Genomic DNA, 20850 nt, shown 5'->3' with positions numbered 1-20850 from the left:
GGCGCCGGAGGCGGTTCCGGCGCGGTTCGCAGGGGGTTCTAGGGGGATGGGGACGGCCCGGCAAGCCCTGAACAGAGGCCGGCAGACCCGCCGGGTTACAGCCAGCCTGCCAGCTTCAAAAGCGACCGAAGGCTCAGCCCCAGAATGAGACAGCCAACCATCGCCATCAGAATCCGCGCCGGTATGATCCGCGTCAGATAGCCCGCAAAGGGCGCGACGATCAGGCCACCCAGGATGAACGGGATCACCGGGAGGATATCCATGAAGCCAAGGCTCACCGCAAAGGCAGCCGAGGTGACCACCGTGACCAGAAACTCGGTGAGATTGACCGAGCCGATCACAAAGCGCGGGGCATGCCCGCCGCCGATCAGGGTGGAGGTGACGATCGGCCCCCATCCGCCGCCGCCGATGGCGTCGAGCAATCCGCCGAAAAAGCCGACCACCGGCACGCCGCGCCAGTTCGGCGTCATTTCGAGAGCGAGCCGCACCGCCTTGAAAAGGATAATGAGGCCCATGATCGCGAGATAGAGCGTGATGAAGGGCAGGATGATTTTGCCATCCACATTCGAGAGTACCGTCGCCCCGATTGCCCCGCCAACGGTGCCGGGGATAGCGAGGCGCTTGACGATCGCCCAGTCGATATTGCGTTGCGCCCAGTGGGAAGCGCCGGAGGCGGCGGTTGTGAAGATTTCCGCGATATGCACCATCGCGCTGGCTTGCGCCGGCGCGACGCCGAAGCTGAGCAGAAAGGTGGTTGCAGTCACGCCGAAGGCCATTCCGAGCGCGCCGTCGACGAGCTGAGCGCCCATACCGACCGCAAAAAACAGCCACCAGGTCGTATCCAGAAACCAGCCCGAATCCACCGCCGTCCCCCGTTGCGATCCCGATCGGACAACAACAGCATCTAATTCTGACTAAATCAATCAGAATAGTATTATTTATACAGAGGGCTTTGGAGGCGATTTTTCTTCGGCGGCCTGCGCCAGCGTTGTTTCTTCGAGGATTTTCGCCGTCGCATCACGCGCCGCAATCAGCGCCGGCCGAAGCTGGCAGATGCGCAAATCGACGCAGTCCGGGCATTGCCGAAAAGCGGTCTGGCTTGCGCAGGGTGCCAGCGCCAGTGGCCCGTCAATGTGACGGATGATTTCCGCCAGATTGATGTCCCTGGGTGCGCGGCTGAGCAGAAAGCCACCCTGCTTGCCGCGGGTCGCGACCAGCAGGTTGGCCCGCTTCAGCTCGGAGAAGATCTGCTCAAGGAAGGCCCGCGGGATTTTCAGATCCACCGAGATATCGCGCACCGACACCGGGGCGGCGCCGCGGCGGCCAGCCAGGTAGATCATCGCCCGAAGAGCATATTTGGCGCGGCGCGAGAGCATGCGGTGAATGTCTTTGAAGACGGCCTCAGACATCGATGTTGGGTAAGGCTATGTCGAAGCCAAGCAACGCCCCGAGATTGCGATGAACGGTTCGCATGACATCATCTGGCGCGCGTTCAATCAATCTCAGCATTCTGCCGTCGCGCTCGACCGTGCGTATCTGGTCGACCAGAACCAAACCCTTGGTTTTCATTCCAGCCGGAAGAGCGACGTTGAAGGGCCAAAGCGACGGTTTGGAGGTGATCGGGCAAACGATCGCCCGACCCGACCTCAGGTGATACTCGGCCGACGTAACAATAAGACCGGGTCGCCGTCCCGACTGTTCGGTACCGATGACCGGATCAAAATTGAACCAGGCAATATCACCGGCTCGGAACCATCTTTATCGTCGTTCCGGGTCGTGTTTCGGTGTTGCGGGGGACCGCTCAGAATATCGTCCAGCGATATCTTGCCGCGCGAATATTCATCGTCGATGATTTCCGATCCGACATCCGGTCCCCAATCGACGGTTTCGGGTTCGTGGCCTGGACCAAGACGGTCAATTTCGGCGAGCATCTCCTGCAACAGACTTTTGGATGTCTTCGCCGTCGATGGCGGCCTAACCCGAAGCTCCCGCCCTTCGACAGTGACATCGACTTCGCTGCCCGCTTGCAGCCCGGCGGCCTCCACAGCTGCCTTCGGCAACCTCAATCCGAGACTATTGCCCCATTTCGCGACCTTGACCCTCATGGCCCGCTCCTTCGAATATGCAATGTATATCCGAAGGCTGCGGAGCGCCAGTACTCGTCAAAACCGCGCCTTCGCTCGCGCGTCCGCGCCGCTCAAATCACCATGGGCACGATGCTCGCAACCAGCAGCAGCGCCATCGCGATGTTGAAGACGCGGGCATGTTTCGGATCGCTCAGCACGCGCCGCAGCGCGACGCCAAAACCGGTCCAGGCGGCCACTGCGAGAACAGTCGCGACCGCAAACACCGCCGTCAGCAAACCGAAATCGGTCAGCCAGTGCTCCGGCCGCACATAGATCGCGATGGCGCTCAGCGCGATCACCACCGCCTTGGGATTGACCCACTGAAACAGCGCTGCCTGCAGGAAGGTGATCGGTTTCGCCACCTCCGCGTCGTCGCCCGCCGACGGGGCCGATGTCGCAATCTTCCACGCAAGCCAGACGAGATAGACCGCACCGGCGATCTTGAGCGCGGTCTGCAGCGGCGGATAGGTCGAGAAGATCGCGCCAAGACCGGCGGCACAGCCGATCAGCAGCACGACAAAGCCAAAGGTGACGCCGAGGATATGCGGGATCGTACGCATGAATCCGAAGTTCACGCCCGACGCCGTCACCATGATGTTGTTCGGGCCCGGCGTGAACGCCATTGCCGATGCAAAAACGACCAGCGCCAGAAACATCTCGACCGGCATCATCTCGCCGACCCCTTCCCATTGCACCGCATTCACGCCGGCGCGTACGGCTTCGTCGCGGCAGGAGCAGGTGCGCCGCCGAGCACGCGCAACGCATTGACGATGACCGCGACGTCGATCGCTTCCTGCAGGATCGCGCCCTGGACCGGCGGCAGGTATCCGAGCGCGGCAACGATCATTGCAAGACCCGACAAGCCGATTCCGGCTATCACGCTTTGCAGCGCAATGGAACGTGCGCGCTGCGCAATCCAGACTGCGGGATACAGCCTTGCAAGATCGTCGACCAGCAGAACGACATCGGCGGCCTGCGCTGACGCAGCGGCGCCCCGCGCACCCATGGCCAGGCCGACATCGGCGGCAGCCAGCGCGGGCGCATCGTTGACGCCGTCGCCCACCATCAAGACTGGACCGTTTTTGCGCTCCGACAGCACCACCAGCACCTTCTGGTCCGGCGTCAATTCGGCGCGCACACCGTCGATGGCAAGGCCCGCGGCCACGGTTTTCGCGACATCGGCGCGATCGCCGGTCGCAAGCACGATGCGCTCGACGCCGAGATCGCGCAGACGGCTCAAAAGGTCGCCGGTGCCGTCGCGCAATCGATCGGTCAGCACGACGATACCCGCGTGATCGCCATCGATAGCGACATGAACGATCAACGAACCGGCCGGCAGGCCCGCGCGGCGCGCGATCGGCTTGCCGATCGCAGCCGATACGAAGCGCCGCCCGCCGACCGCAACGCGATGGCCGCCGACGATGCCGGCGACGCCCTCGCCTGGCGTCTCGGAGACGTCGACGGGTACGGCCAGCGCAAGACCGCGCATGCGCGCATCTGCCACGATCGCAGCCGCCACCACATGCGGCGAGGCCTGATCGAGCGAGGCCGCGAGGCGCAGCAACGTGGACGGTTCGACCGGTCCGGTCGGCAGAATTTGCGAAACCTCGGGCCGGCCGACGGTGAGCGTGCCGGTCTTGTCGATCACCAGCGAACGGATCCGTCCCATCGTCTCCAGCGCAGCGCCACTCTTGATCAGAATGCCGGTGCGTGCCGCGCGCGACATGCCGGACACCCAGGCGATCGGGACGGCGAGAATGAGGGGGCACGGCGTCGCCACCACCAGCACCGCCACCGCGCGCACGGCATCGCCGCTGCCGAACCAGGCCGCGCAGGCGAGCGTCACCGTGACAGCCAGGAATACCAGCGAATAGCGGTCGGCGATCCGCGCCATCGGCGCCCGCGACCGCTGCGCCTGCTCCACAAGGTTGACGATCGCGGCATAGGTGCTTTCGCTGGCGCGTCGTGTTGCAATGAGATCGAAACTTTCGCCGGCATTGGTCGAGCCGCTCATGGCTTCGCTGCCTGCGCCGAGTTGCACCGGAATCGATTCGCCGGTAAGCGCGGACTGGTCGAGGAACGCCGTCCCCGCCGCGACCGTGCCGTCAACTGGCACGATATCGCCGCGCCGGATCAGCAGCAGGTCGCCTGGCGCAATCTCGTCGATCTGGATTTCCTCCAGCGCGCCGTCGCGATGGCGCATCGCATAGCGCGGCACCCGCTCCAACAGCGCCGACATGTCGCGCCGGGCACGGCCCTCGGCAAAGCGTTCGAGATATTGTCCACCCGCATACATCAAGGCGACAATCGCAGCGGCAAGATTTTCGCCGACCAGAAGCGCAGCACTCATCGACAGGGCTGCGACGATATCGAGGCCGATCTTGCCGGCGCGCAGGCTCTGCCAGATTTCAACGATAAGGGCGGCAAGGACCGGGACGACGCCCGCAATGAAGAAGGCGTTCGACCAGGTCTCCGCGCCGGCTGTCCAGGCGGCCAGGCCCGCAACGAGACCGATGATGGCAACGGCCATCAGGACGGGGCGAAGCGCGGACCCGGAGATTGCATTCACCTTGCGTCACTTTGCGGCGGCTACAATGACGATAGAAGACCGCAATACAGGACGTTTGCCGCTGCAGGCAAACGGTAGTTCCGTCCGGAGTTTATCGCGGCTACATCGCCTCCGGGCCGCGGCCGATCGCAACCACGCCGGTGCGCGAGACCTCGACGAGGCCGAGCGGCAGCATCAGCTCGACGAACTGGTCGATCTTGTCGCTCTTGCCGGTAATCTCAAACACGAAGCTTTCGGTGGTCGCGTCGATCACGCGCGCGCGGAAGGCGTCGGCAAGGCGCAGCGCCTCGACCCGGTGATCGCCCTTGCCACGCACCTTCACCATGGCGAGCTCGCGCTCGAGCGATGGGCCGACGACGGTCAGGTCGGTTACGCGATGTACCGGCACCAGCCGCTCGAGCTGATGCTTGATCTGCTCGATCACCATCGGCGTGCCGCGGGTGACGATGGTGATGCGCGAGAGGTGCTTTTCGTGCTCGGTCTCCGACACCGTCAGCGAGTCGATGTTGTAGCCGCGGCCCGAGAACAGGCCGATGACCCGGGCGAGCACGCCCGGCTCGTTGTCGACCAGCACCGACAAGGTATGGCGCTCGATCACCTGCGCCGCGGGCGCGGCAGGATAATGCGAGGTGGATGGTACGTTTGCGTTCACGACTGTTGATCCTTCTTTACGGCGTCATGCGCGGGCTTGACCCGCGCATCCATCATCTTCGCGAAGCGATGGATTGCCGGGGCATAAGGCGTCAACGACGCCGTCTTCGACGGCTATGCCCGGCAATGACAGAAACGCCTACACCAGCATCTTGCCTTCTTCGGTGATCGCCTCGTTGAGATCGGCCGCGGCATCGCCGAGGATCATCTCGTTATGGGCGCGGCCCGACGGAATCATCGGGAAGCAATTCTCATTCTGGTCGACCACGCAATCGAAGATCACCGGCTTGTCGACCGCGATCATCTGCTTGATCGCATTGTCGAGATCGCCCGGCTTCTCGCAGCGGATGCCGACCGCATGATAGGCCTCGGCGAGTTTCACGAAATCCGGCAATGCCGCCGAATAGCTCTCCGAATAGCGTCCGCCATGCAGCAATTCCTGCCACTGGCGCACCATGCCCATATATTGGTTGTTCAGAATGAAGATCTTGACCGGCAGCCGGTACTGAACCGCGGTCGAGATTTCCTGCATGGTCATCAGCACCGAGGCTTCGCCGGCAATGTCGATGACCAGCGATTTCGGATGCGCCATCTGCACGCCGACCGCCGCCGGCAGCCCATAGCCCATGGTGCCAAGCCCGCCCGACGTCATCCAGCGGTTCGGCTCCTGGAACTGATAGAACTGCGCCGCCCACATCTGGTGCTGGCCGACCTCGGTGGTGATGTAGGTGTCCTTGTCCTTGGTCAGCTCGAACAGCCGCTGGATCGCGTATTGCGGCTTGATGACATCGTCCGACATCCGGTAGCTCAGCGACTTGCGGGCGCGCCACTTGTCGATCTGCTTCCACCAGTCGGCCATTGCCTTCTTGTCGGGCTGCGCCGAGGAGGTGCGCCACATCCGGGTCATGTCTTCGAGAACATGGGCGCAATCGCCGATGATCGGCACATCGACCTTGACGTTCTTGTTGATCGAGGACGGATCGATATCGATATGGATTTTCTTGGAATAGGGCGCGAATGCATCGAGCCGCCCGGTGATGCGGTCGTCGAAGCGCGCGCCGATGCAGATCATCAGATCGCAGCCATGCATCGCCATGTTGGCTTCGTAGGTGCCGTGCATGCCGAGCATGCCGAGCCATTGCGGGTCGGCCGCTGGATAGGCGCCGAGCCCCATCAGCGTTGACGTGATGGGAAAGCCGGTGAGCTTCACCAGTTCGCGCAGCAGGTGGCTCGCCTCCTTGCCGGAATTGATGACGCCGCCGCCGGTATAGAAAAGCGGGCGCCTGGCCTTCGCCATCATCTCGACCGCCTGCTTGATCTTGTCCAGATCGCCTTTCAGCTTGGGCGTATAGGTCTTGTGCTTGATGTTTTGCGGGCCGGAATAGACGCCCTTGGCGAACTGGATGTCCTTCGGGATGTCGATCACCACCGGGCCCGGACGTCCGTTCGCCGCGACATAAAAGGCCTCGTGCAGCACCCGCGGCAGATCGGCGATGCTTTTGACGAGATAATTGTGCTTGGTGCAGGGCCGGGTGATGCCGACGGTGTCACATTCCTGGAACGCGTCGTTGCCGATCAGATGGGTCGGCACCTGCCCGGTGATGCACACGATCGGGATCGAATCCATCAGCGCATCGGCGAGCCCGGTCACCGCATTGGTGGCGCCGGGTCCGGATGTCACCAGCACGCAGCCGACCTTGCCGGTGGAGCGGGCATAGCCCTCGGCCATATGGACCGCGCCCTGCTCGTGGCGCACCAGCACGTGTTTGACCCTGTCCTGCTGGAACAGCGCGTCGTAGATCGGCAGCACCGCCCCGCCCGGATAGCCGAAAATGTGCTTGATGCCCTGATCGGCGAGCGCCTCGATCACCATTTCGGCGCCGGTCATTTCCTTGGTCATGGTCACTGCTCCACCTGACTTCGCTGTCCTGATCCTGGGTACCGGAATGAAAAAAGGGCCGTCCGGCCCTTCGATACGGCGCACCGCACGGCATGGGTGACGTCAGCCACCCCCGGCGATGCGCCTTCCTACAACAAGATGCGACATAAAATTGCGCAACATCGTCGAACCCAGAACAAAGATTTCGTGGGGATATAGAAGGTCTTCGGCCTCCGGTCAAGCTGCCGCAGCGCATGACCCGAACCGCCGAACGCTGTAGTGAAGCAGCCTGAAAGGCAAGCAAACCGTCGGCGCGGCGGACCGACCCATGCCCCAAGACAATCCTGCGAATATCGCCCTGCCAGCCGGTTCGCCGGCCACGGATCAGGCCGCGGCCGGCTCCCGGCCGCGGCTGACCGCCCGCGCCTTCATCCTCGGCGAGCGCATTGACACCGCCGGCCTCGAGCGCAGCGACGTCATCAATACGGTGCCCCTCGCCTTTCGGGTCGGCGAGGGCTATGCGGTGCTGTTCCGCTATGGGGTCGCGGTCCTGATCGGCCTGTCGCCGATCGAGGAAGACGAGACCATCCGCGGCCTTCGCCCGCGCATTGTCTCACCTGCCAGCCAGGTCGAGGACGAGACCGCGATCATCGAAATCACGCCGGACCAGGACGACCAGATCGATCCGGGCGGCACGATCAAGGTGCGCGATCTTGCGCCGGCGCGGCTCGTGGTGATCGCCGATGCGCTCGCCAAGAATGTGGTTCTTGCGCATCAGGAACGCGCGGTCAGTCAGGTTTTCGATATCGTCGAGCCGCTCGCCGCCAAGCTCGCAGCCGGCGGACGCACCCCGACCGACCGCAGCAATATGCTTAAAGTGATCGGCCAGTCGCTGTTGGTACGCCAGCGCCTCACCGGCCGCGTCGAGGTCGAAGAAAAGCCGGACGTGTTGTGGGATCGCTGGGATCTGGAGCGGCTGCATGCCCGCCTTGTCGACGAGTACGAACTGAAGGAGCGTGCCGCGGCGCTTGCGCGCAAGATCGATGTGGTTGGCGAAACCGCGCGCGCGCTGACCGACCTGATCGACGCCGCACGCAGTCTGCGTCTTGAGATCGCGATCGTCGCCCTGATCGTGGTCGAGGTGCTGTTCACCTTCTACGAGTTCTTCAAGCACCTGTGGAGCTGACCGCATTCGCGATGCACGATCCGTGTGGAGCGCGCGTGAAACGCCCGCGCCCCGGAACGAACATTGCGGTCAGTCTTTCGAATTGTCGGCCTCGGTCGAGTCGGCGCCTTCGCGCGATGGCTCGGCGCTGACCGAAGCAGCTTCGGCTGCGGGCTTGCCGGCGTCCGCTGGCGGCACGGGTTCGGGAGCGAGCGCCGGTGCTGCGGCTTTCTTTTCAACGGGCGCAGCGGGCGTCGCCTCCGGGACCGGCTGCGAGGCCGGCACGGCGGCTTGCGGCGCCGGAGCCACAGGCTCCGGCGTCGCCGCTTGCGGTGCGGCAACGGGCCGCTCAGCCCCGGGCTCGGACTCAGGCTTGGACTCAGGCTTGGGCTCAGGCTTGAACTCAGGCTTGGGCTCGGGCAATGCTGCGACGAAATATGCCCCGTCCTCCGCGGACAAATAAAATGACGGAACCTGTTCGCCCGCAGTCGCGCCGATGACGTCGGCGCGCACACGCCTCATCAGCGCAGTCAGTTCCAGACCGGGCTCCCCGATATGTTTCAGGAGCGCCGCGGTGAAGGGAGAGTTGCGGCCTTCACCGTCGCCGACCAGACGCCCGGCGCCGGTGGCGAAGCTGACCAGAATGTTCTTCGGCTCTTCTACCTGGCGCTTCACGCCGGCCGGCAATTGCTGCTTCTGCGCTTCGCCAAACGGATCGTTCCGCGCGCCATCGATAAAGACCATGCCGGCCTTTTCGACGCCGTCAAGCTGCTCGAGAATTTCCGGCAAGCTGATGGCGCCTCTTGCGATATCGGCCAGCGAACGGGCTTGACCGTCGGTGGCAAGCAGCCAGGTGACACCGTCGGACTGCAACGCATGTCCGGAATAGAATACGACAGCCACCTCGGCGAGCCTCGCCCTGTCGCCGAATTGCTTCAGCCGGCGGCGCATGTCGGCAACCCGCGCATTGGCCAGCGTGGTGACGTTGAAACCGGCGCGCCTCAAGGCATCGCCCATGTCGGCGGCGTCATTGGCGGGATTCTTCAGCGGCACGACATTCTGGTAAATCGCATTGCCGATAACCAGCGCAACCTTCTTGTCCTGCGCGAAAGCCGGTTGCGCGGTCAGGAGCCCGGCGGCCACAGCGGCGGCTCCGGCGAATTGGAGAATCCGGTTCGTCATGGCGTCCTCTCACTTCACGGCTGGACTCTTCGTCGCGCGCCGTCCGCGCCGGGTTCACGTCTGCAGCAAAGTTTCGAGGCTCGCCATCGCCGCGTCCGGCGTGAGCCACGCCCAGCCCGGCATCTGATTGCGGAACCAGGTCACCTGCCGCTTGGCATAGCGGCGCGTATCCATGATCGAGCCGTCCACTGCAGCTTCGAGCGAAATCTCGCCAGCGAGATGGCGGCGCAGCCACGGCACGCCATGGGCCTTCATCGCCGGCAATGTATCGGGCAGGTGCCGCGCGGCGAGCGCCCGCACCTCGTCAAGAGCCCCCCCGCTCAGCATGGCCTCGAACCGCTTCTCGATCCGAGCCTTCAGCTCGTCACGCGCGGGATTGAGAAAAATCTTCACCGCGGATTCGGGATCGACCAAAGGCGGCAATCCTTCCCGATGCCACTCGGACATCGTGCGGCCGGTCGCGTCCAGGACTTCCAGCGCGCGCAGGATGCGCGAGCGGTCGCGCACCATGATGCGAGCCGCGCCTTCAGGATCGCGCCTGGCGAGTTCGGCATGCAGCGCCTCCACGCCCTCGTGCGCGAGCCTGTTGCGCAAGGCCTCGCGGATCGCCGGATCGACCGGCGGGATCGCGGCAAGCCCGCTCATCAACGCCTTGAAGTAAAGACCGGTGCCGCCGGCAACGATCACCGGCCGGTCCGGCGGCAGCTCCGCAAGCAATCGCGCAGCATCGGCGAGATAGGCACCGACCGAATAATTCACGGCGGCGTCGACATGCCCGAACAGATAATGCTGGACCCGCGCCTCGTCCTGCGCATCCGGACGCGCGGTCAGCACGCGCAAATCGCGGTAAACCTGCATGGAATCGGCGTTGACGACAACGCCGCCGATGCGCGCGGCGAGCGCCAGCGCGAGCGCGGACTTGCCGCTGGCGGTCGGCCCTGCGATAAGCACGACCCTCTTCATCCAGACACCCGACGATGACTCACGTCGCAACCCTTATTGCCGCTCCCGGTGCCCGCCTTGACGACGGACTCGTGGCACAGGCGCGTGCCCTGCTTCCCGCAGCCGCGCCGGCAGAATGGCTCGATCCCGGCGTCGCGGCCGACATAGCCTTTAGCCTGGATGCGGCAACCGACCAACGCTGGCTCGCCGACCACCTGCGCGCGGCGATGGGCGATGCGCCCATCGATGTCGGGGTGCAGCCGCGCGCGCATCGCCGCAAGAAGCTCCTGATCGCCGACATGGATTCCACCATGATCGCCCAGGAATGCATCGACGAACTGGCCGATCTGGTCGGCCTGAAGGCGCATGTGTCGGCCGTCACCGAACGCGCCATGCGCGGCGAGATCGCGTTCGAGCCGGCCTTGCGCGAGCGCGTCGCGCTGCTGAAAGGCCTGCCGGTTTCGGTGGTCGACGAGGTCATCGCAACGCGCATCACCCTGATGCCCGGTGCGCGCGCGCTGATCGGCACGATGCGCGCCCAGGGTGCGCATACGGTCCTCGTCTCCGGCGGCTTCTCACTGTTCACGCGAACGATCGCGGCGATGATCGGTTTCGACGAAAACCACGCCAATACGCTTCTGGTGGAAGACGGGCGGCTGACCGGCTTCGTCGAGGAGCCGGTGCTCGGCCGCGAGGCCAAGCTCGATACGCTGCTCGACGTCGCGCGCTTCATGCGGTTGCCGCTGGAGCTGACGCTTGCGGTCGGCGACGGCGCCAACGATCTTGCCATGATCGAACGCGCGGGCCTTGGCGTCGCCTATCGCGCCAAGCCTGCGGTCGCGGAGGCAGCCGATGTGCGGATCGACCACGGCGACCTGACCGCGCTGCTCTATCTGCAGGGCTACAGGCGGGGCGAGTTCGTCGGGGAACACTGAACGGTTATTACGGAGCCACAAGCGGCGGTCACGCGCGTCTTCGACGCGCGATGCCTTGCGAAACCGCAATCCCCTCAACAGCGCAGCAATTGCAGCCGGATTCCGGGTGCGGCGCACGCAGCTTTACGCTGGCTGCGCAAACTTGGCGGCGATGCGCCGACCCGGAATGACGAATGCTTACTGAAGGCTCAGAGTCACGAAGCGCAATTCGCCTTCGGGATTGGCGACCAGCAGCAGCGCCAGCTTGCGGCCATCCTTCTTCAGCTTGTCGACCTTGGCCTGGAAATCCTCGGTGGTGCCGACCGGTTCCTGCGCCACCTCCACGATGGTGTCGCCGGCATTCAGCCGCTTCTCGGCGGCAGCCGAATTCTGGTCGATGCCGGTGATGACCACGCCCTTGACGCTGTCCTTGATCTTGAAGCGCTTGCGCAGGTCCGCGGAAATATTCGCGAGTTCGAGACCGAGCGCCTTTTTCACAACGCTCTTGTCGTCGGGCTTGGCATCGCTCTGCACCGAGGCCGGTTGCGGCTTCTCGGCATCGTCCAGGCGGCCGAGCTTGACCCTCTTGGTCTCCTCCCTGCCCTTGCGCAGGACGACGACCTCCACCTCCTTGCCGACCGGCGTATCGGCCACGATCCGCGGCAGGTCGCGCATCTCCTTGATGTCCCGGCCGTCGAACTTGATGATGATATCGCCGGCTTCGATCCCTGCAGGTTTTGCCGGACCCTTGTCGTCGACGCCGGCGATCAGGGCGCCGCGGGCCTGTTTCGGGCCGAGGCTTTCGGCGATGTCGTCGGTGACCTGCTGGATGCGCACGCCGAGCCAGCCGCGCCGCACTTCCTTATATTCTCGCAGCTGGTCGATAATGCCCATCACCACTTTCGAGGGCACCGCAAAGCCGATCCCGATCGAGCCGCCGGACGGCGAAATGATCGCGGTGTTGACGCCGATCACCTCGCCCTCGAGGTTGAAGAGCGGGCCACCGGAATTACCGCGATTGATGGCGGCGTCGGTCTGGATGTAATTGTCGTACGGACCGGACTGGATGTCGCGGTTGCGCGCCGAGACAATGCCGGCGCTGACCGAGCCGCCAAGGCTGAACGGGTTGCCGATCGCGATCACCCATTCGCCGAGCCGCAGCTTGTCGGAATCGCCGAATTTCACCGCCTTGAGCGGCTTTTCCGGATTGATCTTGAGCAGCGCGATATCGGTCTTGGGATCGCGGCCGACGACTTCGGCCTTCAGGCGCGAGCCGTCGTTGAACACCACGTTGATCTCTTCGGCCTCGGCGATGACGTGATTGTTGGTCACCACAAGGCCGCTCTCGTCGATGACGAAACCCGATCCGAGCGACGAGGTGCGGCGTGGCGCCCGGTTTTCGCCCTGCCCGCCGGGCCCGCCGGGCCCGCCGGGCCCGCCGCGCCGGTTCTCAAAAAAGTCCCGAAAAAAATCTTCGAATGGCGAACCCGGCGGAAGCTGCGGAGACTGGCCCGGCCCCTGTTCTTGCTGGCGCGGACTGCCCGGCGTCTGCCGGCCCTCCACGCGCTGGGAAGTCGAAATGTTGACGACTGCGTCAATCACCGTCTCGGCCACGTCGGCAATCTTCTCCGGCCCGCGCGCTTGGGCCGGAGCCGGAAGGGCCGGTACCAGCAGCGCTGCGGCCGTGAAGCCCACGACGGCGGAGCCGCGAAAGGCGTTGATAATCCTGGCGAAAGAAGCCGTCATGGCAACAAAGTCTCCTGCTAGACGAGCGTCAAACACTGCTCCTGTCCCGGCTACGAAGCAAGAACAATACCGGTACTCAAACGTGGACGTGATTGCGGCGAAACTGCGCCGAACGTCGCTTTTCGCTTTTCGCTCCACGTCCCACGAGCCATCGTCGCAATGCCACCCGCAATGGGCCTAACACCGCTCAGCCGCGAACCAGCCAGATCACGAGAATCCCGATCAGCGCGGAGGCAATGCCGACGCCGCGCAGAATTTGATCAGGCGTGTCGAGGACATTCGCCATGGCCTGTTTTGCGGCGCTTGGAAACGCCGCAAACAGCAAGCCTTCAAGCGCGAGCACAAGCCCGATCGCGACGATGAAGTCCCACATGCCCCGCTTCTATAGATCGCGGCGTTACCTGGCGGCTGCGGTCGGCGAACCCGGCGTAGCCGGCGCCACCGGCTCCCGCGGCGTCCCGTTCACCATGCGGCCGGACGGATCGACGAAGAAGCGGAAAAACTCCGAATCCGGCTTCAGCACCAGCCGCGTCTCGTTGCTGGCCAGACCCTGCTCATAGGCCTGCATCGAGCGGTAGAAGGCGAAGAAGTCCGGATCCTTGCTATAGGCCTCCGCGAAAATCCGGTTCCGCGTCGCATCGCCCTCACCGCGGATCTGTTCGCCCTGGGCCTGCGCTTCGGCGAGCAGCACGGTCACGTCACGATCGGCGCGCGAGCGGATTTCCTGCGCACGCTGCGCGCCCTGCGCACGGAACTCGGCGGCTTCCCGCTGACGTTCCGTCTGCATGCGCTGATACACCGCCTGGCTGTTGGCGTCGGGCAGGTCGGCGCGGCGGATGCGCACGTCCACCACATTGATGCCGTAACGCTGAGCCTCGCGGTCGAGCTGCTCGCGGATGCGGCGCATCAGCTCGTCACGTTCGTCTCGCACCAGAGCCTGGAAGGACGATTCGCCAAGCACCCGGCGGAGCGCGGCGTTAAGCAGCGTCGACAATTGCGAATTGGCAGCCGGCACGGTGCCGATCGCCTGATAGAAGCGCAGCGGATCGACGATCCGGTAGCGGGCAAAGGCATCGACCACCAGACGCTTCTGGTCGGCGGCGATGATTTCCTGCGCCGGATTTTCCAGATCGAGGATCCGCTTGTCGACATAGACCACGCTGTCGACGAACGGCGCCTTGAAATGCAGGCCGGGTTGCGTGATGACCCGGATCGGCTGACCGAGCCGGATCACGATGGCCTGCCGCGTCTCGTACACGGTGAAGATCGAGCTGTAGCCGACGAAGGCTGCAACGATTGCCAGAACCAGCAACACGCCGCCAAGGATACCGAGTTTCATGACTGCCTCCTAGCGGCGCTGCTGCGCTTGCGGTTGCGGCTGCGGCTGCGCCGCCCGCGGCCGGTTCTGGTCGAGCGACAGATAGGGAATGACACCCTGTCCGCCGCCGGCCGCGGCTCCCGCATCGAGAATGATCTTCTCGGTGCCGCCAAGCAGCCGCTCCATGGTCTCAAGATACAGACGCTGGCGCGTCACCTCCGGTGCCTTGGAATATTCCTGATAAACCTGATTGAAGCGGGCGGTCTGACCGGTCGCTTCCGCCACCGTCTGCTCGCGATAGGCCTCCGCATTCTGCAGGATTTGCGCCGCGCGGCCGCGCGCTTCCGGCACCACCCGGTTGGCGTAGGTCTGCGCCTCGTTCTGCAGGCGTTCAAGGTCGGCGCGCGCTGCCTGAACGTCGCGGAAGGCGTCGATCACCTGCTGGGGCGGATCGACCTTCTGCAACTGCACCTGTGTGATAAGGATACCCGACTGGTACTCGTCGAGCGTCTTCTGCATCAATTCATGGACGGCATTTTCGATATTCTGGCGGGCGCCGGTCAGGATCGGCTGAATGTTGGAGCGGCCGATCACCTCGCGCATCGCGCTCTCGGCGACCGCCTTCACCGTTCCTTCCGGAAACTGGATATTGAACAGATACTGGCCGGCGCCGCCGTCGGTCTTGACCTTCCACAGCACGGCGAAATCGACATCGACGATATTCTCGTCGCCGGTCAGCATCAGGCTTTCTTCGGGCACGTCGCGCGTGGTCGTGCCGCGGCGCGCATCGTCGACAACGCGCATTCCGATATCGATGCGGTTGATGCGTTCGATATTGACCTTCTGCACCGCGCCGACCGGATAAGGCCAGGTATATCCCCAGCCTGCGGGCGCATCGCGGACATACTTGCCGAAGCGCATGACGACGCCGAGTTCTCCCGGCTGCACAACGAAGAAGCCTGAAATACCCCAGAGGAACAGCGCGACGATCAGAGCGGCGACGACGCCGATCTTGCCGCCGAAGCTGCCGCCCGGCAGGACGGTCTTGAGCTTATCCTGACTGCGCCGCAACAAATCTTCCAGATCCGGCGGCTGGGCGCCGCCGCTCGATTGCGGACCGGAGCCCCAGGGCCCTTTCGGTCCCGAGCCCCATGGGCCCCCGCCGCCACCACCGCCCTGATTGCTCCACGGCATCTGATCCTCCTTGGCGCGGCCGTCCGGCCTGCGCCGATCCAATTCGATGTGTTTCGGGCGGGTTATAGGGGACGGCCCTGCCCCTTACAACGCGCGCTCATGCCGCGCCGCCGCCTCGTATTGCACAATAGTAAAGCCATATTCATCGTCCGGACCCTTCGGCTGCGGCTGCCGCCCGGTTTCGCGCCACGCCTTGGGGTCGATGGCTGGAAAATAGGTATCGCCCGGCGGTTTTGCATGGACCAGCGTCAATATTAAACGGTCGGCGCGCGGGAGGGTCTGCGCGAAGATTTCCGTGCCGCCGATCAACGCGATGGCGTCCGCGCCCCGCCGCAGGGCGTCGCCGCGCGCGGCGGTCAGCCCCTGATCGAGACCCGGCGCGACGAGAACCCCGGGAGCGGCGAAATCTCGCTGCCGGCTGATCACGATGTTGGTGCGGCCGGGCAGCGGCTTGCCGATCGACAGAAAGGTCTTGCGGCCCATCAGGACCGGCTTGTTCAGGGTGACGCGCTTGAAGAATTGCAGGTCGGACTTGATCCGCCACGGCAGCTTGTTGTCGCGCCCGATCACGCCGTTCTCGGCGACGGCGACGACGAGGTCGAGCGAGATAGGCCGGAGCGCCGAACGGCGTTCGTTCACACCGCGACCTCGGCCTTGATATGCGGATGCGGGTCGTAGCCGTGCAGTACAAAATGCTCGAAACGGAACGCAAAAATGTCCCGTACCGAAGGATCGAGCGTCATCACCGGCAACGCGCGCGGACTACGCGACAATTGCAGCTCGGCTTGCTCGCGGTGATTCAGATAAAGATGCGCATCGCCCAGCGTATGGATGAATTCGCCGGGCTTCAGTCCCGCCACCTGCGCGACCATCAGGGTCAGCAGCGCGTAGGAGGCGATATTGAAGGGCACGCCGAGGAAGATGTCGGCCGAACGCTGATAGAGCTGGCAGGACAGCCGCCCCTCCGCGACATAAAATTGGAACAGGCAATGGCACGGCGGCAGCGCCATGCTGCCGATGTCGGCCGGATTCCAGGCGGTGACGATCAGACGCCGCGAATCCGGATTGCGTTCGAGGTCGCGCATCAGGCCCGCAATCTGGTCGATGGTGCCGCCGTCTCGCGCCGGCCACGAGCGCCATTGCCGGCCATAGACGGGGCCAAGGTCGCCGTTCTCGTCGGCCCATTCGTCCCAGATCGTGACGCCGTTATCGTTCAGATATTTGATGTTGATGTCGCCGCGCAGAAACCAGAGCAATTCATGCACGATCGATTTCACATGCAGCTTCTTGGTGGTGACCAGCGGAAAGCCGTCGCGCAGGTCGAAGCGCATCTGATGGCCGAACACCGAGAGCGTGCCGGTTCCGGTGCGGTCGCGCTTCTCCACGCCGTGGCGCAGAACATGGTCCATCAGATCGAGATATTGCTTCATCGGTGGGTCCGGATTGCCGTCTGGAGCCTATCAAAGCGTTTCGATGCTGGACCGCAAGCTATCCGATTCCCCACATGAAAAAGGGCGGCCCGGATTCCCTTGGCCGCCCCTTCACGCAAATTTCGCTGAAATTCTGCGCAAGCCGCTTATTGCGTGATACCCGAGGCCTGGATCACCGGGGTCCAGCGGTTGATTTCACTGTCAACCAGCCTGGTCAGGGCTGCCTGGCCGCGCCGGTCGGGCCCCGGAATGTCGCTGCCGAGCTCGGCGAGACGCTTGCGCACGCCCTCGTCGTCGAGCGCCTTGGAGAGCGCGTCCGACAGCTTGTCGAGCGCCTCTTTCGGGGTGCCCTTGGGCGCGAACAGCGCGTTCCAGGCCGAGACCTCAAACTCCGGCATGCCGGCTTCCTTGGTGGTCGGCACATCCGGAAGCGCGGGATTGCGTTCGGGCGTACCGATTGCATAGGCCTTGATGTTGCCCGCCTTGATCTGCGGCACCAGATTGACGATCTGGTCGCACATGTAATCGACCTGGCCGCCGAGCAGCGCGTTGAGCGCCGGACCCGTACCCTGGAACGGAACCGCGGTCGGCTTGACGCCAAGCACCGAGTTCAGGAGCAGGCAGCTCGTGAACGACACCGAGCCAACGCCGGCATGGGCGGCATTCACCTTGTCGGCATTCGCCTTCACGTAAGCGGCGAATTCCTTCAGATCCTTGGCCGGAAAGTCTTTCTTGGCGACGATCAGCACCGGCGTACCGGCGGCAAGTCCGATCGGCTCGAAGTTTTTCAACGGGTGATAGGCGAGCTTCGGATAGAGCGCGACCGCGGCAGCATGGGTTCCCATATGGCCCATGATGATGGTGTAGCCGTCGGCATTGGCCCGCATGGCACGGGTGGCCCCGGTGGTGCCGCCGGCACCGGCGACATTTTCGATCACGATCTGCTGGCCGAGCGTCTTCGACATGTGGTCGGACACGATCCGGGCAACGATATCGGTCGGGCCGCCCGCAGCAAACGGGACGATCATGGTGATCGGCCGGGACGGGTAGGTCTGAGCCTGCGCGGGCACGGCGAGCGCGCCAAGCGACGCAAGAGCGGCAATAGCGCCGGTCAGTCGGAAAAGAACACGCATGGGGGTTATTGTCTCCGTTGTCGTTTCCTCGCGATTGCCGCAGACAGTCCGGCCCGGCGCCGGTCGCCAGCAGCAAATCGGGCGGCGTTTGAGCCAAACGCCGCCCGAAAATCAAGCTCTCAAATAGGACTAGGCCGGCCGGCGGCCGTGTTCCCCGGGCGCCTCAGCCCTCCTCGACGAACACCTGGTCGCGCTTTTTGCGGATCATCGGCAGCACCGCGATGATCAAGAGGATTGCCGACAGGATCAGCAGCCCCGCCGAAATCGGCCGTTGCAGGAACACCATGGCATCGCCGCGGGCGATCAGCATGGCGCGCCGCAGATTCTCCTCCATCAGCGGGCCGAGCACGAAGCCGAGCAGCATCGGCGCCGGTTCGAAATCGTGCTTCACCAGCCAATAGCCGATCAGCGCGAAGGCTGCCGTGAGATAGACGTCGGCCGGCGCGTTGTTGACCGAATAGACGCCGATGCAGCAGATGATCAGGATCATCGGATAGAGCAGCCGGTACGGCACGCGCAGCAGACGCACCCACAGCCCGACCAGCGGCAGATTGATGATCACGAGCATCAGGTTGCCGAACCACATCGAGGCGATCATGCCCCAGAACAGCTCAGGTTGCTTGGTCATCACCTGCGGGCCCGGCACGATGCCGTGGATCGTCATGGCACCGACCATCAGCGCCATCACCGGGTTCGGCGGGATGCCGAGCGTGAGCAATGGGATGAACGAGGTCTGCGAGGCCGCATTGTTGGCCGTCTCCGGCCCCGCGACGCCTTCGATGGCGCCGCGGCCGAAACGCTCAGGATGCCGCGAAACCTTCTTCTCCAGCGTATAGGAGGCAAAGGACGCGATCACCGCGCCGCCGCCGGGCAGAATGCCAAGCGCGGACCCAAGGATGGTGCCGCGGCCGATCGCCGGGGCCGAAGCCTTGAGGTCGGCCCAGGTCGGCATCAGGCCAGTGATCTTGGCCTGAACGATCTCGCGATTATGCGTGACTTCGAGATTGCGCAGCACTTCGGCAAAACCGAACACACCCATCGCGATTACGACAAAGCCAAGCCCGTCGGCGAGTTCGGGAATGTTGAAGTTCATGCGGCCGGCGCCGGTTTCGAGGTCGGAGCCAACCATCGAGAGCACGAGACCGACCAGGATCATGGCAATCGCCTTGACCACCGATCCCTTCGCCAGCACCACCGCGAAGATCAGGCCGAGCACCATGAGTGAGAAATATTCCGCCGGCCCGAACAGAAGCGCGATGCTGGTCAGCGGCGCCGCTGCGGCGGCGATCACAACGGTCGCAACGCAGCCTGCGAAGAATGAGCCGATTGCGGAGATCGCGAGCGCGGGGCCGGCGCGGCCCTGCTTGGCCATCGCGTGACCGTCCAGCGTTGTGACCACGGACGCAGATTCGCCCGGTATGTTCACAAGAATGGCGGTGGTCGAGCCGCCATACATCGCGCCGTAATAGATGCCTGCGAGCATGATCAGAGCGCCGACCGGCGGCAGGCCGTACGTGATCGGCAGCAGCATGGCGATGGTGGCGACCGGGCCGAGACCCGGAAGGACGCCGATCAGCGTTCCGACCAGCGCACCGACCAGACACAGCAGCAGGTTCTGCGGCGATGCGGCGACGCTGGCACCGAACGCAAGATTGTTAATCAGATCCCACATGATGGATCACCGCGGCCAGAGTTGCAGCGGGAGGTTCAGTCCGTAGATGAACAACCCTACGGCGGCCGCCGTCAGGACAGCCGACCAGATAATCGCCTCGATCCAGCGCACCTCGTTTGAGGCGGCGGCTGCGATCATCAACGACAGGAAGCTCGAAAGAACAAGGCCCCATGGACGCACGGTCGCGCCGAAGAAAAGAATCGAGGCGATAAACAGCGTCGGTGCGCGCATGCCCCATTTTTGCAGCGGCGGCCCGTGTGTGACCAGACCGCTCACAATGATGATCGCCGAAACGCCGACCAGCAGCCAGCCGAACAATCGCGGCGCGGTACCGGGGCCGAAAGCGAAACCGCGCATGCCGGGAAGATCGCTGCCGGCCCAGAGCGAAAACAGCGCGAACAACAGCAGCGCCATGCCGCCCCAGAAGTCCTGCGGATTTTTTATGAGCCCCCTTGCCTGCGGATCGCCCGCCGGTTGCCCAACACTATCGGCCATACGCTCGCTCTCCCCCAAACGCCCGGTAGTTCTACGGTGCCAGCTTGCTCTTCGCTCAAGCCGCGACTTTTGTCTAGCGCTGTTCTAGCAAATTGGTCGCACCCACAGGAACCGGCAAAATGCGGGCTCTGTTCAGCGCCGCTTCATATCCATCCGAATCCGCCAAGGATGGCGGCGACGATGAACACCCATAAAGGATTCAGCCGGGCGAAATATCCGATCGCGGCCGACGACACCGTGATCGCAACTGCAATCCAGCTTGTGTCGGTGGCGAGCGCCATGATCCACGCGCTGGCCGCAAGCAATCCAATGTAGACCGGAACCAGCCCCTCCTGTACCGCAATCCGAAATTTTGCAGCGCGAAATCGGTCCCAGACCTTGGTGATGAAAAATGTTGCGATGCAGGTCGGCCCGACCATTGCAAGTGTCGCAAC

At 64.0% G+C, this 20850-nt stretch carries 22 protein-coding genes; 2 read left to right on the top strand and 20 right to left on the bottom strand.

Annotated features, from left to right (window positions below):
• Positions 1 to 95 precede the first annotated feature (95 nt).
• The 8 genes from ACK41X_RS05145 to ACK41X_RS05110 all read right to left on the bottom strand — a co-directional run bounded on the left by ACK41X_RS05145 (position 96) and on the right by ACK41X_RS05110 (position 7246).
• Positions 96 to 845, bottom strand: a complete 750-nt coding sequence (locus ACK41X_RS05145; RefSeq protein WP_409719992.1) for a sulfite exporter TauE/SafE family protein — start codon at positions 843 to 845, stop codon at positions 96 to 98.
• 93 nt (positions 846 to 938) lie between these two features.
• Positions 939 to 1409, bottom strand: a complete 471-nt coding sequence (locus tag ACK41X_RS05140; protein WP_409719943.1) for an RrF2 family transcriptional regulator — start codon at positions 1407 to 1409, stop codon at positions 939 to 941.
• Complete coding sequence (locus ACK41X_RS05135) at positions 1402 to 1710, bottom strand: type II toxin-antitoxin system PemK/MazF family toxin (protein WP_409719990.1); 309 nt, start codon at positions 1708 to 1710, stop codon at positions 1402 to 1404. Before ACK41X_RS05135 ends, ACK41X_RS05140 begins: the two co-directional genes overlap by 8 nt.
• A complete protein-coding gene (locus tag ACK41X_RS05130) occupies positions 1647 to 2105 on the bottom strand; it encodes an AbrB/MazE/SpoVT family DNA-binding domain-containing protein (RefSeq protein ID WP_409719941.1) in 459 nt (152 codons plus the stop codon). Before ACK41X_RS05130 ends, ACK41X_RS05135 begins: the two co-directional genes overlap by 64 nt.
• A gap of 92 nt (positions 2106 to 2197) precedes the next feature.
• The gene (locus ACK41X_RS05125) at positions 2198 to 2794 is read right to left on the bottom strand and encodes a LysE family translocator (RefSeq protein WP_409719989.1); all 597 of its coding nucleotides are present in this window, start codon (positions 2792 to 2794) and stop codon (positions 2198 to 2200) included.
• 32 nt (positions 2795 to 2826) lie between these two features.
• Positions 2827 to 4656 (bottom strand): heavy metal translocating P-type ATPase, encoded by a 1830-nt coding sequence (locus tag ACK41X_RS05120; RefSeq protein ID WP_409719939.1) that lies wholly within the window; start codon positions 4654 to 4656, stop codon positions 2827 to 2829.
• Between the two features lie 139 nt (positions 4657 to 4795).
• Positions 4796 to 5347 (bottom strand): acetolactate synthase small subunit, encoded by a 552-nt coding sequence (gene ilvN / locus ACK41X_RS05115; RefSeq protein WP_409719937.1) that lies wholly within the window; start codon positions 5345 to 5347, stop codon positions 4796 to 4798.
• A gap of 138 nt (positions 5348 to 5485) precedes the next feature.
• Complete coding sequence (locus tag ACK41X_RS05110; RefSeq protein ID WP_409719935.1) at positions 5486 to 7246, bottom strand: acetolactate synthase 3 large subunit; 1761 nt, start codon at positions 7244 to 7246, stop codon at positions 5486 to 5488.
• 307 nt (positions 7247 to 7553) lie between these two features.
• Between ACK41X_RS05110 and ACK41X_RS05105 the strand changes: the two genes are divergently transcribed.
• Positions 7554 to 8411 (top strand): RMD1 family protein, encoded by an 858-nt coding sequence (locus ACK41X_RS05105; RefSeq protein ID WP_409719933.1) that lies wholly within the window; start codon positions 7554 to 7556, stop codon positions 8409 to 8411.
• A gap of 69 nt (positions 8412 to 8480) precedes the next feature.
• Here ACK41X_RS05105 and ACK41X_RS05100 read toward each other — a convergent pair whose 3' ends face one another.
• Together ACK41X_RS05100 and miaA are read right to left on the bottom strand one after the other, a co-directional pair.
• Entirely contained in the window at positions 8481 to 9572 is a 1092-nt protein-coding gene (locus ACK41X_RS05100) for a caspase family protein (protein WP_409719931.1), read from the bottom strand.
• A 54-nt stretch (positions 9573 to 9626) separates the two neighbouring features.
• Positions 9627 to 10535, bottom strand: a complete 909-nt coding sequence (miaA, locus tag ACK41X_RS05095) for a tRNA (adenosine(37)-N6)-dimethylallyltransferase MiaA (RefSeq protein WP_409719929.1) — start codon at positions 10533 to 10535, stop codon at positions 9627 to 9629.
• A 14-nt stretch (positions 10536 to 10549) separates the two neighbouring features.
• Between miaA and serB the strand changes: the two genes are divergently transcribed.
• Entirely contained in the window at positions 10550 to 11449 is a 900-nt protein-coding gene (gene serB, locus ACK41X_RS05090) for a phosphoserine phosphatase SerB (RefSeq protein WP_409719928.1), read from the top strand.
• Between the two features lie 177 nt (positions 11450 to 11626).
• Here serB and ACK41X_RS05085 read toward each other — a convergent pair whose 3' ends face one another.
• The 10 genes from ACK41X_RS05085 to ACK41X_RS05040 form a co-directional block, all read right to left on the bottom strand.
• Positions 11627 to 13174, bottom strand: coding sequence for a Do family serine endopeptidase (locus ACK41X_RS05085; protein WP_409719926.1), 1548 nt, complete (start codon positions 13172 to 13174; stop codon positions 11627 to 11629).
• 187 nt (positions 13175 to 13361) lie between these two features.
• Entirely contained in the window at positions 13362 to 13547 is a 186-nt protein-coding gene (locus ACK41X_RS05080; RefSeq protein ID WP_409719924.1) for a DUF2065 domain-containing protein, read from the bottom strand.
• Between the two features lie 24 nt (positions 13548 to 13571).
• The gene (hflC, locus tag ACK41X_RS05075) at positions 13572 to 14513 is read right to left on the bottom strand and encodes a protease modulator HflC (protein ID WP_409719922.1); all 942 of its coding nucleotides are present in this window, start codon (positions 14511 to 14513) and stop codon (positions 13572 to 13574) included.
• 9 nt (positions 14514 to 14522) lie between these two features.
• A complete protein-coding gene (gene hflK / locus ACK41X_RS05070) occupies positions 14523 to 15686 on the bottom strand; it encodes an FtsH protease activity modulator HflK (RefSeq protein WP_409719920.1) in 1164 nt (387 codons plus the stop codon).
• 84 nt (positions 15687 to 15770) lie between these two features.
• Positions 15771 to 16325, bottom strand: coding sequence for a dihydrofolate reductase (locus tag ACK41X_RS05065; protein WP_409719918.1), 555 nt, complete (start codon positions 16323 to 16325; stop codon positions 15771 to 15773).
• The gene (locus ACK41X_RS05060) at positions 16322 to 17116 is read right to left on the bottom strand and encodes a thymidylate synthase (protein ID WP_409719916.1); all 795 of its coding nucleotides are present in this window, start codon (positions 17114 to 17116) and stop codon (positions 16322 to 16324) included. Before ACK41X_RS05060 ends, ACK41X_RS05065 begins: the two co-directional genes overlap by 4 nt.
• 146 nt (positions 17117 to 17262) lie before the next feature.
• Positions 17263 to 18249 carry a tripartite tricarboxylate transporter substrate binding protein BugD gene (locus tag ACK41X_RS05055; protein ID WP_409719914.1) on the bottom strand — a complete coding sequence of 329 codons (987 nt, stop codon included), beginning with the start codon at positions 18247 to 18249 and terminating at the stop codon, positions 17263 to 17265.
• A gap of 163 nt (positions 18250 to 18412) precedes the next feature.
• Complete coding sequence (locus ACK41X_RS05050) at positions 18413 to 19921, bottom strand: tripartite tricarboxylate transporter permease (RefSeq protein ID WP_409719912.1); 1509 nt, start codon at positions 19919 to 19921, stop codon at positions 18413 to 18415.
• 6 nt (positions 19922 to 19927) lie between these two features.
• Complete coding sequence (locus ACK41X_RS05045) at positions 19928 to 20416, bottom strand: tripartite tricarboxylate transporter TctB family protein (RefSeq protein ID WP_409719910.1); 489 nt, start codon at positions 20414 to 20416, stop codon at positions 19928 to 19930.
• Between the two features lie 143 nt (positions 20417 to 20559).
• Positions 20560 to 20850 (bottom strand): chromate transporter (locus ACK41X_RS05040; protein ID WP_409719908.1); only part of this gene is annotated, 291 nt, incomplete at its 5' end.

It is taken from the genome of Pseudorhodoplanes sp. (assembly GCF_046289595.1).
Taxonomy (GTDB): domain Bacteria; phylum Pseudomonadota; class Alphaproteobacteria; order Rhizobiales; family Xanthobacteraceae; genus Pseudorhodoplanes.
Note: the sequence above shows the minus strand (reverse complement) of the source record. Positions and strands in the feature narration are given on the sequence as shown.